Annotated in this window: 10 protein-coding genes; 9 read left to right on the top strand and 1 reads right to left on the bottom strand. The window is 38.1% G+C overall.

Annotated elements, in window-relative coordinates; genetic code table 11:
- Window positions 1-43: 43 nt before the first annotated feature.
- The 9 genes from B1R93_RS04230 (at window position 44) to B1R93_RS04190 (ending at window position 13131) form a co-directional block, all read left to right on the top strand.
- Entirely contained in the window at window positions 44-1219 is a 1176-nt protein-coding gene (locus B1R93_RS04230; RefSeq protein WP_088102714.1) for a galactokinase, read from the top strand.
- Complete coding sequence (gene galE, locus B1R93_RS04225; RefSeq protein ID WP_088102713.1) at window positions 1219-2208, top strand: UDP-glucose 4-epimerase GalE; 990 nt, start codon at window positions 1219-1221, stop codon at window positions 2206-2208. The genes B1R93_RS04230 and galE overlap by 1 nt, the downstream gene beginning before the upstream one ends.
- A 173-nt stretch (window positions 2209-2381) precedes the next feature.
- Entirely contained in the window at window positions 2382-4046 is a 1665-nt protein-coding gene (locus B1R93_RS04220; protein ID WP_088102712.1) for a glycerol-3-phosphate dehydrogenase/oxidase, read from the top strand.
- An 89-nt stretch (window positions 4047-4135) separates the two neighbouring features.
- A complete protein-coding gene (locus tag B1R93_RS04215) occupies window positions 4136-5872 on the top strand; it encodes a phospho-sugar mutase (protein ID WP_088102711.1) in 1737 nt (578 codons plus the stop codon).
- 171 nt (window positions 5873-6043) lie between these two features.
- A complete protein-coding gene (gene galT / locus B1R93_RS04210; RefSeq protein WP_088102710.1) occupies window positions 6044-7567 on the top strand; it encodes a UDP-glucose--hexose-1-phosphate uridylyltransferase in 1524 nt (507 codons plus the stop codon).
- 110 nt (window positions 7568-7677) lie between these two features.
- On the top strand, window positions 7678-9090 hold the full coding sequence (locus tag B1R93_RS04205; protein WP_088102709.1) for a SpoVR family protein: 1413 nt from the start codon (window positions 7678-7680) through the stop codon (window positions 9088-9090).
- 214 nt (window positions 9091-9304) lie between these two features.
- Complete coding sequence (locus B1R93_RS04200) at window positions 9305-10300, top strand: sugar-binding protein (protein ID WP_088102708.1); 996 nt, start codon at window positions 9305-9307, stop codon at window positions 10298-10300.
- Complete coding sequence (locus B1R93_RS04195) at window positions 10297-11715, top strand: sensor histidine kinase (protein WP_088102707.1); 1419 nt, start codon at window positions 10297-10299, stop codon at window positions 11713-11715. Before B1R93_RS04200 ends, B1R93_RS04195 begins: the two co-directional genes overlap by 4 nt.
- A gap of 216 nt (window positions 11716-11931) precedes the next feature.
- Window positions 11932-13131, top strand: a complete 1200-nt coding sequence (locus B1R93_RS04190; protein ID WP_088102706.1) for an aminotransferase-like domain-containing protein — start codon at window positions 11932-11934, stop codon at window positions 13129-13131.
- Window positions 13132-13171: 40 nt separating this feature from the next.
- Here the strand turns inward: B1R93_RS04190 and B1R93_RS04185 are convergent, their stop codons facing one another.
- On the bottom strand, window positions 13172-14524 hold the full coding sequence (locus B1R93_RS04185; RefSeq protein ID WP_088102705.1) for a sodium-dependent transporter: 1353 nt from the start codon (window positions 14522-14524) through the stop codon (window positions 13172-13174).
- Window positions 14525-14607: the final 83 nt, after the last annotated feature.

Below are 14607 nucleotides of genomic sequence, written 5' to 3'. Positions count from 1 at the left end.
TCTTAATAAATTAATTTAATTAAGTTAGAGTGGGGTGGATTTGATGGCGGATTTACTAAAGGATTTTAATCTTTTATTTGAGAGTTCTAGTCACAAACCGCGTTTGTTTTTTGCACCAGGACGCGTGAATCTAATAGGAGAACATACAGACTATAATGGTGGATATGTATTTCCGGCCGCGTTAACGATTGGAACTTATATGGTTGTACGTGAACGTGAGGATGGTATGTTCCACTTAGCAAGTAGAAACTTTGAGCAGCGGGTTTCTTTTTCGCTACAAAATTTGACCTATCAAAAGGAGGATGATTGGGGCAATTATCCAAAAGGGATAGTGAAAGAGCTTGTAGCAGAAGGTGTCGGGCTAAAAGGAGCTGACATCTTATATGAGGGTACAATTCCTAATGGAGCAGGACTTTCATCATCTGCTTCTATCGGGATGGTCACAGCTTATGGCTTAGCTACTTTAGGGAATGCAGAGATTACTCGTGTAGACCTTGCAAAGCTGTGTCAACGAATGGAAAATCGTTTTATCGGAGTAAACAGTGGGATTATGGACCAGTATGCGGTTGGCCTTTGTAAAGAAAAGCACGCTATTTATTTAAACACAATGACAATGCATGCTGAAGACGTGCCATTAGAGTTACATGGACATAAAATTGTGATAACAAATACGAATAAACGAAGAGGACTGGCAGATTCAAAATATAATGAGCGAAGAGCGGAATGTGAAGAAGCGTTAGCCCGAATTCAAAAGCAAAAACCGATGATTCAAACGTTGAGTGATTTGTCCGTTAATGAGCTATCTGAGGTTGAAGAATTCATTAATGACGAGCGACTTTATCGTCGGGTAAAACATGTCGTAACAGAAAATAATCGCACAACTAACGCAAAAGAAGCGTTAGAGGCGGGGAATCTGACTATATTTGGTGAACAAATGATCGGCTCACATCTTTCCTTAAAGAATGATTATGAGGTAACAGGAAAAGAATTAGATTCCTTATTTGAGGCTCAAAGAAAGGTAGAGGGTTGTGTCGGGACTCGAATGACAGGGGCTGGTTTTGGTGGTTGTACCGTTAGTATTGTAAAGGAAGAAGTAGTTGAAACATTTCAATTACAGGTCGCAAAAGAATACGAAAAAGCGACAGGACTGGAACCAACGTTTTATATATGTGAAGCAGGTAATGGAGTTCATGAATGTGAATTGGAGGGACAAAACTAATGGCCATTTTAATTACTGGTGGAGCGGGCTACATCGGGAGTCATACTGTACTCTATTTTCTTAATCAGGGTGAGGAAGTTATTGTTCTTGATAATCTTGAAAAAGGACATCAGCAAGCAATTCTTGGTGCAACTTTTTATAAAGGGTCTTTGCATGATGAAGCGTTACTTACTGAACTATTTGAAAAGCATAAAATTGATGCTGTCATTCACTTTGCAGCTTCTTCACTAGTTGGTGAGAGTGTAGAAAAGCCCCTTGAGTATTATGAAAATAATGTGATAGGTACACATAAACTTGTTAAACAAATGGTAAAGCATGACGTGAAGCATATTGTCTTTTCATCTACTGCAGCAACGTATGGAGAACCAAAATCGATTCCAATAAAAGAAACGGATCCGACTTCCCCAACTAGTCCATATGGTGAAACGAAATTAGCGATTGAAAAGTTGTTTCATTGGTGTGATGGAGCATATGGCTTAAAATCGGTTTGCTTACGTTATTTTAATGCGGCAGGCGCAGATCCTGAAGGAAGAATTGGTGAAGATCATACGCCAGAATCACATCTCATTCCGATTGTTCTGCAAGTGGCACTAGGCCAGCGTGAGCATGTTCAAATATTTGGTGGTGATTACGATACGAAGGATGGCAGCTGTGTCCGCGATTATATTCATGTTATGGATTTAGCTGAAGCTCATTATTTAGCTTTACAGAAGCTACGTCGTGATGATAAGACGGCGATTTACAACCTTGGTAATGGGAAAGGCTTTACTGTTAAAGAAGTTATTGAGACATGCCGTTCTGTCACTGGACATCCAATTCCTGCTGTCGTTTCAGCAAGACGACCTGGGGATCCAGCAACATTAATTGCTTCGGCTGAGCAAGCCAATAAAGAACTAGGCTGGAAACCAAAATACCCTCAGCTTGAAGCGATTGTTCGACATGCTTGGAATTGGCATGAAGCAAAACCAAAGGGCTATGAAACGAATTAATTTACCAAAGTGTACTTGAAAATTTTGGTTAGGGATATCTTTTCATTCTCTCTAGACTCCGTTATAATAAAGGAAGCTATATGTGAGCGGAGAATAAGAACGGACTGCAGCAGCCAGTAAGGTGTTGTAGTCTTTCTTTGTTTAAATGTGTTTATAGATAGGAGTGAATGGGGATGGCTCATACGTTTTCAAGCGAATTAAGAAGCAATTATATTCAGTCATTGCAGTCAAGTGAATTGGATGTACTAATTATTGGTGGAGGGATTACAGGAGCAGGGATTGCTTTAGATGCACAAACCCGTGGCTTGAAAACTGGACTTGTGGAAATGCAAGATTTTGCAGCTGGAGCATCGAGTCGCTCAACGAAACTTATTCATGGTGGCTTAAGATATTTGAAACAGTTTGAGGTAAAGTTAGTCGCTGAAGTAGGAAAAGAACGGGCGATCGTTCATGAAAATGCCCCCCATGTGATAACTCCTCAGTGGATGCTGTTACCTATTTATAAAAATGGGACGTTTGGTAAGCTCTCTACTTCTGTTGGGTTACGAATGTACGATAATTTAGCAGATGTTCGCAAGGAAGAACGACGATATATGTTAAATAAAAAAAAGACACTCGAAAAGGAGCCCCTCTTAAGACAAGATAAGTTAAAGGGAGGTGGGCTGTATGTAGAGTATCGAACTGACGATGCAAGATTAACCTTAGAAATTTTGAAGGAAGCTGTACGTCATGGGGCGAAGGCAGTTAGCTACATGAAGGTTGAGTCCTTTCTTTATAAGGACGGACGAACAGTTGGGGTTATCGTTGTTGATCAGCTTAGTGGGGAAGCTTATAAGCTGTATGCGAAAAAAATAGTAAATGCTGCTGGCCCCTGGGTGGATACTCTTAGAGAACAAGACCGTTCAAAACAAGGAAAGCAAATAAAACTTTCAAAAGGGGTTCATCTTGTATTTGATCACGCAAGGTTCCCTCTACAACAGGCTGTTTATTTTGATGTTGGGAAAGATGGAAGAATGATGTTTGCCATTCCTAGAGAGGGAAAAACGTATGTAGGGACAACTGATACGTTTTTTGAAGGGGATATTGCTCATCCGCGTATGACAGTTGCTGACCAAGAGTATATCCTTAGTTCAGTTAATGACATGTTCCCATCGCTTCATTTAACGTCTGAAGATATTGAATCAAGTTGGGCTGGGCTACGACCACTCATTTATGAGCAAGGGAAGAAGGAATCGGAAATTTCCAGAAAAGATGAAGTCTTCATTTCTGAGTCTGGATTAATCTCCATTGCTGGAGGGAAATTAACAGGCTACCGCAAAATGGCTGAACGTGTCGTTGATATAATGGCAAAGGATTTTGGTAATAAAAAAGGATGTGAAACCGATTCAATTACGTTATCCGGAGGTCATGTTGGTGGTGCTGAAGGCTTTGAAGCATTTCAACATCAAAAAATCGGTGAAGGCCTTGCGCTTGGGTTAGAAGAAAAACGAGCGAAGGAACTAGTACAACGCTATGGCTCTAATGTGTCTAAAATATTTGCTAGAATGAAAACGAGTAAACGACAATCTGAAGCTTTTCATCTCCCGACTTCTCTATTTGCGGAATTAAGGTATGGAATTGAAGAAGAAATGGTTGTTACGCCACTCGATTTTTTCCATCGACGTACTGGGGCTATTCTGTTTAACATTTCTTGGGTTGAAAGATGGCAGGAACCAATTACCCGGTATTTGAGAGATTTATTTGAGTGGAGTGAAGAAGCAACAGCGAAGCATGAAGAAGAGCTAAATAAGGAATTATATTTTGCTAAAAAAGCGATTGTTGATAGCAATTTGTCATGAATGTTGTAATTGTTGCGTAAAATGAAAAGGTTTTACTGACTAAAAGTAGAATTAATAATAGAAAATTGAGGCTGGTAGGAGGAGATTAAATGGGTTGGAAAGAGTTATATGAAAAATGGGATACATATAGTGCGTTAGAACCTGAATTAAAAGAGGCTTTGCAGAGAATAAAAGGAAATGATCAGCAAATTGAAGATTGTTTCTATAAAAATTTAGAATTTGGTACTGGTGGCATGCGTGGAGAAATTGGGCCAGGAACCAACCGAATGAATACTTATACGATTCGTCGTGCCGCTGAGGGCTTGGCACATTATATTGAAGCACAAGGAGAAGATGCGAAGGCAAGAGGTGTTGCAATTGCGTTTGACTCCCGACATAAATCCCCTGAATTTGCGATGCAATCAGCTTTAACTCTCGGTAAACATGGTATAAGAACATACTTATTCCATGATTTGCGACCGACACCAGAACTTTCATATGCAGTACGGCATTTAAACGCGTTTGCAGGAATTGTTATTACAGCAAGCCATAATCCTCCTGAATATAACGGCTTTAAAGTGTATGGACCTGATGGAGGACAGCTTCCTCCCGAACCAGCCGAAGAGCTGATTCAATATGTAAATAGTATAGAAGACGAGCTCCGTATTGAGATTGGTGATGAGAATGAGCTAAAAAGTGAACGCTTATTACAAATTATTTCAGAAGAAATTGATGAGGCGTATAATGAAAAACTTCAAACGATTCTTGTACAACCAGATTTAGTGAAACAGCAAGGGAAAGACGTGAAGATTATTTTTACACCTTTACACGGTACAGCGAATGTTCCGGTAAGAAGAGTACTTGAAAGTGTTGGCTTCACTAACGTCACGGTCGTTGCTGAGCAAGAACTACCTGATCCCGATTTTTCAACGGTATCTTCTCCTAATCCTGAAGAACATGCAGCATTTAAACTTGCCATTGAATATGGAGAAAGAGAAAATGCGGATGTGTTACTTGCGACGGATCCGGATGCTGATCGTGTTGGTGTAGCAGTAAGGAACCGCGATGGGCAGTATGTCGTGCTTACAGGTAATCAAACGGGGGCGCTTATGCTTGATTATTTATTAACACAAAAGCAACAGCAACATGCGCTACCTGAAAATGGTGTAGTCTTAAAGACAATTGTTACGTCTGAAATTGGTCGAGCAATTGCTAATCAATTTGATTTAATGACAGTCGATACGTTAACAGGCTTTAAATTTATCGGTGAAAAGATGAAGCAATATGAACAATCTGGAGAGAATACATTCTTATTTGGTTATGAAGAAAGCTATGGCTACTTAATTGGCGACTTTGTCCGCGATAAGGATGCTGTCCAAGCTTGTTTATTTGCTGCCGAGCTTGCTGCTTATTATAAATCAAGAAATATGAACCTTTATGATGGATTACTTGAGCTATTTGACAAGTATGGTTATTATTTTGAAGGATTAGAATCGTTAACTCTAAAGGGAAAAGCAGGTGTTGAAAAGATTAACAGCATTTTAACCTCTTTTAGAGCAGATCCTCCGGCTACATTAAATGATACACGTATTGTCGAGGTGGAAGATTATAAATCTAGCGAGGCTCATAACCTTCTTACGGGGGAAAGAATAGAGATTCAACTTCCAAAATCAAATGTATTAAAGTATAAGCTTGAGGATGGTTCATGGTTTTGTATACGCCCATCTGGGACAGAACCGAAAGTTAAGTTCTATTTTGGTGTAAATAAAGAAACATATGAAGGAAGTAAGCTAGCACTTGAGTCGTTAAAAGATGCAGTGATGAATCAAGTCCAGCAATTAACATAAAGAAAATTTTTTAGAGGTGTTTTCAACAGAGCAACTGTTGAACACCTCTTTTACAAATGAAGAAAGAAACAAAACTTTATTAAATTAATTTACTAACTTTAAGAAATCATGTAAGATAGAAGTAAGAAAAGCCCCCCAACTTGGGAGAATAGGGAAGAAAGGATGTCTTGCATGGGTGTAAACATTCATGAACAAATTGAACGGCTCCTGCAATATGGATTACAAAAAGAGCTTATTTCACCTTGGGACTTAGAGTATAGTAGAAATCAATTATTACAAGTGTTGCAGCTTGATGAACCTGAAGTTGTAGAGGCAAAGAATGAAAAGCTTGAGACACCAGTCGAGATATTAGAAAAGATAATGGAATGGGCTGGAGCAAATGGGCGTCTTGAAGAGGATACTGTAACCTATCATGATTTGCTTGATACAAAAATTATGGGGTGTTTGACGGGAAGACCATCTGAAGTGATTCAAGCATTTTATCATAAATATGATAAAGAAAGCCCAAAGGAAGCAACAAAAGCATTTTATGAATTTTCCAAAAATGTGCATTATATTCGTACAGATAGAATTGCAAAAAATGAACATTGGTATGCGCCGACAGATTATGGAGATTTTGAAATTACAATTAATCTCTCCAAGCCTGAGAAGGATCCGAAGGCGATTGCAGCTGCTAAGAATTTAAAATCAAGTTATTATCCCGAATGCCTACTATGTAAAGAAAATGTTGGATATGAAGGAAGAGTCAATCATCCAGCACGTCAAAACCTTCGGGTGATTCCTTTGACATTGACGCAAGAGCAATGGTATTTACAGTTCTCTCCATATGTTTATTATAATGAACACGCTATTGTCTTTTTAGGAGAGCACAAGCCGATGAAGATTTCTCGTAAGACGTTTGCAAGATTGCTTCAATTTGTAGAACAGTTTCCACATTATTTTCTCGGCTCGAACGCAGATTTACCTATCGTAGGTGGTTCGATTTTAAGTCATGACCATTTTCAAGGTGGAAGTCACGATTTTCCAATGGCCAAGGCGCCAATTGAAAAGCAGTTTGAACTTAAATTATTCCCGAAAGTCAAGGCTGGTATTGTAAAATGGCCAATGTCTGTAGTCCGTCTTCAAGGTACGTCACAGGAAGAACTCATTGAAGCTGCTAATATGATTCTAGAAAAATGGAAGAATTACGAGGATCGTTCTGTGCAAATTCACGCTTTCACGGATGAGACACCACATAATACGATAACGCCGATTGCGAGGCGTCGTGGTGAATTATTTGAGCTTGATTTAGTTTTACGAAACAATCGAACAACGGATGAACATCCGGATGGATTATTTCATCCACATGCAGAAGTACACCATATTAAGAAAGAAAATATCGGACTAATTGAAGTTATGGGTTTAGCTGTGTTACCTGGGCGGTTGCAAACAGAATTGAAAGAGCTTGCTAATGTACTTCTTAAGTCTAATGCAGAGGAGCAGATTTCTTCTAATGAGGAGATTGCTAAACACCTCAGTTGGGCATTGCAAGTAAAAGAAAGTCATCCAGAAATGACTTGTGACAACGTCTTAAAAATTTTGCGCGATGAGGTTGGTCAAGTATTTGCAGAAATTCTTGAACATGCAGGTGTCTTCAAGCGTAACCTTGAAGGGGAAATGGCGTTTAAACGTTTTATGGAGTCTATAAATAAATAGAACTTTTAAGGGTCGCTCTTAAGGAAATCAATCTTTGGAGCGACCCTTTTGCTCATGAATCATCGCTTTTGTACATAAAGTGTAATAAGCAGGTTCAAGGAGGGGTTTCGATGTCGACAGATCAATGGAAGCAATTAGAGCGATCAATCGGTGAAATTACGGAAATTGCCGAAGGGTTCGGACTCGATTTTTATGAGATGCGCTATGAAATATGTCCAGCAGATATTATTTATACCTTTGGAGCGTATGGAATGCCGACACGTTATAGTCATTGGTCCTTTGGAAAACAGTTTCATAAGATGAAATTACAATATGATTTAGGTCTCAGTAAAATTTATGAACTTGTTATCAATTCAGACCCATGTTATGCATTTTTACTTGATAGCAATTCGTTAATTCAAAATAAATTAATAGTAGCCCACGTTCTCGCTCATTGTGATTTCTTTAAAAACAATGTTAGGTTTTCCAATACGCGCAGGGATATGGTTGAAAGCATGAGTGCAACGGCAGAACGAATCGCTCATTATGAACATGTGTATGGGAAGGAAGAGGTGGAAGGATTTCTAGACGCAGTACTTGCGATTCAGGAGCATATAGATCCAAGCTTACTAAGGCCGAAACTTGCCTGGAGTATGGAAGATGAGGAAGAAGAGGTGAGAGTTAATCGGGTTGGAGAGTATGAAGATTTATGGGATTTAGATAGTAAGCCTAAAAAGGAAGAAAATATAAAGAAAAAGAAAAAATTCCCTCCGAATCCCGAAAAGGATCTGCTTTTATTTATTGAGGAATACAGCCGAGAGCTAGAACCTTGGCAAAGAGATATTTTAACGATGATGAGAGAAGAGATGCTTTACTTTTGGCCACAACTAGAAACGAAGATTATGAATGAGGGATGGGCTTCATATTGGCATGCGAGAATTCTTCGTGAAATGGACTTAACAAGTGAGGAAACGATAGAATTTGCCAAGCTTAATGCAGGAGTAGTTCAGCCATCGAAAACGTCAATTAATCCATACTATCTTGGATTGAAAATTTTTGAAGATATTGAAGAGCGTTATAATAACCCATCAGAAGAGATGCAAGAGCGCCAAGGAATTAAGCCGGGAAGTGGCCGAGAAAAACTATTTGAAGTTCGTGAAATTGAATCTGATATTTCTTTTATTCGTAACTATATGACGAAGGATTTAGTTATGCGTGAGGATATGTATTTATTCCAGAAGCAAGGGCCGGATTATAAGGTCGTAGATAAAGAATGGGAACATATTCGCGACCAACTTGCCCAATCACGAGTGAATGGAGGCTTTCCATATTTAGTTGTAACGGATGGTGATTATTTAAAAAATGGAGAACTATACATTACTCATGCCTATGAAGGTACAGAGCTTGATATAAGTTACCTTGAGAAGGTTGTTCCATATATTTATCAGCTTTGGGGGCGACCTGTTCATTTAGAAACGACGATAAATGAAAAGAAGATTGATTTTATATATGATGGAAAAAAGGTTCACAGAAAATATCTATAGACAATATTGAATGGAAAACAAGCGCAATCAATTTGTGAGTGCTTGTTTTCTTTCTGTTTAAAGAGAATTTTGTAAAACCAACCCAAAATATAGAACAGCCTCTAAGTCATTGCATTTATGTGTACTCAAAGTATAATAACATAAGGGAATATGACAGCATAAAGGAGATTGTCGTCCTTTTATTTTGGATAGTCTTCATTTGGGAGGTTAGACAGTGCAAAGAAAAAGAACCGTGCCTTTTTATGTCTTTACTGTATTTACAAGTATACTTGTCTTGATTTTATTATTTCAATTATTAATGAAAACGCTTTTATTACCCCCGTCTATCTCAGAGCCGAATCAAGAATTAAAAGACTACCATGTTGTATTAATCTCAGAGGAAGTAGACAATGACTATTGGAGATTGATGGAACAGGGGGCAAGAGAATTAGAGAAATCAACTAAACTTCTTGTTGAGTATAGAGGGCCACAACGCTCAAATCTTGATGAACAAATGAAAATTATGGATATGGCGATCGCTGCGCAGGTCGATGGGATCGTAGTTCAAGCATTAAATGAGGATGAATTCACTCCGTTAATTGATAAAGCTGTAAATAAAGGAATACCTGTTATTACGATTGATGCAGATGCGCCAAAGAGTAAACGGAGTGCATATGTTGGTACTGATAATTACTTATCAGGATGGGAAGCGGGGAAAGCTTTAGCTCAAGACACAAATGGACAAGCGGTTGTTGGTATTATTACAGGGAGTCTTACTTCCTCTCATATGCAGCAACGCGTACAGGGTTTTAAAGATGCAACAGCAACATATAAAGGTATAAGCATTGTAGCAATAGAGGAGTCAAATATTACAAGAATTGAGGCAGAGGAAAAGACGAATAAAATTTTAACCGAATATGAGGAAATTACAGCCTTTTTTGGTACGAGTGCACTTGATGGGTTAGGCATTCAGGCAGCAATTGAACGTTTTGGTAAGAAAGATGATATTTATATTATTGCTTTTGACGTATTACCACAAACAATAGAATTGCTCCAAGCTGGCGAAATTCATGCAGTCGTTGCTCAAGAGCCTTTTGAAATGGGGAAAAGGGGGATGGAGTTGGTTTTAGATGTATTACAAGGGAAAACGGTGGTGGAGATAAATTATACAAGGACAAATATCATCAGAAAATCAGATATTCAACAGGAACTAAATGGTGAAAGCCGATGATAAAAATACGCTCTAAATTACTAATTTATTTTTCTGTTATCGTATTCTTGATTATCGCTATTTCACTGCTATTATTTCAAGGGAATCAAAAAGTCTTTGATTTATATGATGATAGTCTAGAGCAATTTTTATTGCTAAACGAAGTGAGTCAGTCAACGAATCGCGTTGTTCAATCGTTAACCATCTATGCATTAGAGCCGGTATCTGAAAATTATCGACAATATGAAGAACATAAAGAGGAACTAACCTCATTGCACGGCTTAATTTCAAAAGAGGATAAAAATCTTCCCTTAAAAAATTATGAAAGAATGATTTCCAGCTTTCTTCAAGAAGCTGAACAATCCGTATCAGGTATTCAAAAAGGAGAAATTCGCCGATATTCCTATCATCTAAATGAAGCTGAGAAAATCGCCCAATATATTCATGAAACGACGTTATCGTTAATAAATGACGAATTAAATCAGTATAAAGAAGTCTTTCCTGAGGTCAAAGAGAGCATTTCAAATATTAAAAAAATCGGATTACTAATATTCTCGGTTATCATCTTATTTAGTACCTTGTTCGCATTTTGGTTTTCAAATGGAATAACGAAAACGATTGAGGGGTTAACCGAAGCAGCGCGAGCAATATCAAAAGGAACGTTTACAGGAGAAGATGTCCAAGTATCAACAAAGGATGAACTTTGGTTTTTGACGAAAACATTTAATCATATGAGGCAAAACATTCATCATTTAGTTCAAGAGATGGAAGAAAAATCAAGGCTTGCTCAATTATTGAAGGAAATGGAACTAAGGAGCTTACAAAACCAAATTAACCCACATTTTCTCTTTAATACTCTTAATACGATTTCGAAAACGGCGTATCTTGAAGGGGCTACTCGAACAAATGAACTAATTATTTCAACATCATCCTTACTTCGCTATAATTTAGGAAATATAGATAAACCGATTATTTTAAAGGACGAAGTGAAAATCGTACAGGATTATTTTTTTATTCAGAAAACACGTTTTGGAGATCGAGTACAGTTTGATTTGCAAGTAGAAGAGTCCTGCCTAACACTACCGATTCCTTGTTTAACGCTTCAGCCCATTGTTGAGAATTCGTTTATTCATGGTATTGAAGAGCTTGTAGAAGGCGCAAAAATCGGGTTGCGAATTTTTCGAGACGGGGAGTATGTAGTTATAGAAGTAAGTGATAATGGTGTAGGAATGAATGAGGAAACACAAAAACGATTATTAGCAACTGACGAAAAGGAGACTGATTCACCTCAGAGTGGTCAGGGGCATTCTACAGGAATTGGCATGAAGAATGTCATTGATCGACTGCAAATTTTCTACAAACAACGTTGTAGCATTAGTATCGATTCCACATTAGGAGAAGGAACAACCATTTCATTAAGACTACCTATTTTATGATGGAGAGCGATCACCAAGTTCAAGAAATTTTGAGCTTGGTTTTTTTGGTGAATTTTAATTTTAATAGTAGAAAAGCTTTCCTGAGCGGGTGTTCACTTGTATGAATAGATTTACTATAATATAGGGAGTGTAAGAAATAAAAGTATTTGACTTTAAACTGGAATCAGTTAGTATTGAACTAATATTCAAAAATTTAAGATAATAGAGGTGTAGGTTATGAAATATGGGTTTGCAGACCGTGTACGTTATCTTCAGTCTTCGGCTGTTCGTGATATTTTAAAAGTTGTCGGTCAAGGTAATGTTATCTCATTTGCGGGTGGTTTACCTGATGATGAGCTATTTCCAATGGATGGATTAAAGGATGCATTTGAACGAGTGTTTGCAACTGGGAAAGGTTCTTTGCAGTATGCTGAAACAGCAGGATATCGACCGTTACGTGAGGTCATTCTAGACCGAATGGGGAGAAAGGGCATTGATAGCTATTCCCCAGATGAAGTATTAATAACGACAGGTTCCCAACAGGCGATTGATTTATTTGCACGCATTATGATTACACCAGGAGATATTATTTTAACGGAAGATCCAACCTATTTAGCAGCACTACAAGTATTTAAATCATATGAAGCTACCGTAATTCCTGTTGATTCTGATGACGATGGGATGTTACCAGAAGATTTAGAAACGAAAATCAAGGAGCATAAGCCAAAATGCATTTACGTTGTACCAACGTTCTCTAATCCAGCAGGACGAGTTTGGTCTTTAGAAAGAAGACGTCAGCTAGTCAATCTTGCACATAAACATCATATTGTCATTTTTGAAGATGATCCATATGGTGAGATTCAATTTTTACAAGAAGAAACCTATACACCACTTGCGGCACTTGATGATGGAACACATGTTTTATATACTAGTACGTTTTCTAAAACGGCAGTACCGGCATTAAGGACTGGTTGGATCGCAGGACCTTATCAAGTGATACGAATGATGTCACAGGCAAAGCAAGCAAATGATTTGCATTCAAACTCTCTTGCTCAACAAGCACTTTATCAGCTTTGCTGTCATTATGATTTAGATGGTCATATTCAAAATTTAATAAATGTATATCAGAGTCGGATGGAGATAATGGTTCGTTGTCTTGAGGAAGCAAACTTACCGAACCTTCGCTTTGTTAAACCAAAGGGAGGAATGTTTCTTTGGGTTGAACTTGATGAAGGCATCAACACAACAGAATTGTTAAATGAAGCAGTTAAGCGAGGCGTTGCGTTCGTACCTGGGGAGCCTTTTTATGCTGGAACAGCTAAACGTAATACAATGAGGTTAAATTATACGCATTCCACTCCGGAAAAGATTGAAAAAGGAATGCAACTATTAGTTACACTTATCGCAGATACCGTTGAGGCTCAAATTCATTCATAAAATAAAAGAAGCGTGAGTTAAACAACTCACGCTTTTTTCTTTAGCCGAATAAGCCAATTGAGCTAAGGAAAATAAGGAAAATAGCGATTGGAGCAAGGAAACGTAATAGAAATAGCCATAGGTTTCCGAGAACCGTATCACCAAAATCTGAATCGCGTAATGCATCAGCTTTCTTCCAACCCCAACCCATAAATACGGCAATAATTAAGCCACCTAATGGTAAGAAAATATTTGATGCAACATAATCCATTGAGTCTAAAATTCCTCTATCACCGATAATGGTTACATTGCCTAAGATTCCGTTACCTAAAGATGATGGAATACCAATTAAGAAAATAATTCCACCAATAATAAAGGCTGCTTTTTTACGAGACCAAGAAAATTTGCGAATAAAGTAAGCAACTGCCACCTCTAATAGAGATACTGCAGATGTTAATGCAGCAGCTGCTAATAAGAAGAAGAATGCTAAACCGAATAATCCGCCTCCAAATCCAATGCTATCAAAAACGTCTGGCATGATCATAAAGACCAGTCCAGGACCTGCATCTGGTTCAATACCGAATGCGAATACTGCAGGGAAAATCATGACCCCGGCAACAATGGCAAAAAGCGTATCTAACCCTGCAACACTATAAGCTGCGCCAGGAAGATGTTCCTTTTGCGAAAGATATCCTCCGTAAGTAATAAGGGCACCCATTCCTAAGCTTAAAGAGAAGAAGGCTTGACCTAATGCTGCAATATAAATTGAAGGATCGCCTAATGCACTCCAATCAGGTGTAAATAAAAATGCAAGACCTTCTGACGCTCCACCAAGTGTTAAGCTATAGATAGAAAGTACAACTAATAAAATACCAAGTAAAGGCATAAGAATTTTATTAGCTCGTTCAATTCCTTTTTTAACCCCAACGTAAACAATTGCAATTGTTAATGCCATAAAAATAAATTGCCATAATAGCGGATGCCAAGGGTTTGTAATGAAATCAACGAAGAAACCTTCATATCCTTCAGCTGGAGCTGTCCAAAGATTCCCAGTTAAATAATTTATGAAATAATAGACAATCCAACCAGCGATAACTCCATAAAATGATAAAATCATAAATGCGGCAGCAACACCCATCAATCCTGCAGCCTTCCATGGTTTCCCAGGTGCTAATTTTTCGAATGAGCCTACTGCATCACTTTGTGCTTTACGGCCAATTGTAAATTCAGCCATTACAATCGGAATACCAATTAAAATAATACATGCGAGATAAATAAGAAGAAACGCAGCTCCCCCATTTTCTCCAGTGACATAGGAAAAACGCCAAACGTTTCCTAAGCCAACAGCTGAACCCATCGCGGCTAAAATAAATCCAAGCCTTGAGGCCCATTGTTCACGTCCTTGTTCTGGCACAAGAAATTCCCCCTTTTTTAGAAAAAAAGTTTTTTCTAAACTACTATATCATGAACCGAAAAAAAAGACGATGGTAAACGTTT

The sequence above is a fragment of the Halalkalibacter urbisdiaboli genome (genome assembly GCF_002156385.1).
Classification (GTDB): domain Bacteria; phylum Bacillota; class Bacilli; order Bacillales; family Bacillaceae_D; genus Halalkalibacter_A; species Halalkalibacter_A urbisdiaboli.
Note: the sequence above shows the minus strand (reverse complement) of the source record. Positions and strands in the feature narration are given on the sequence as shown.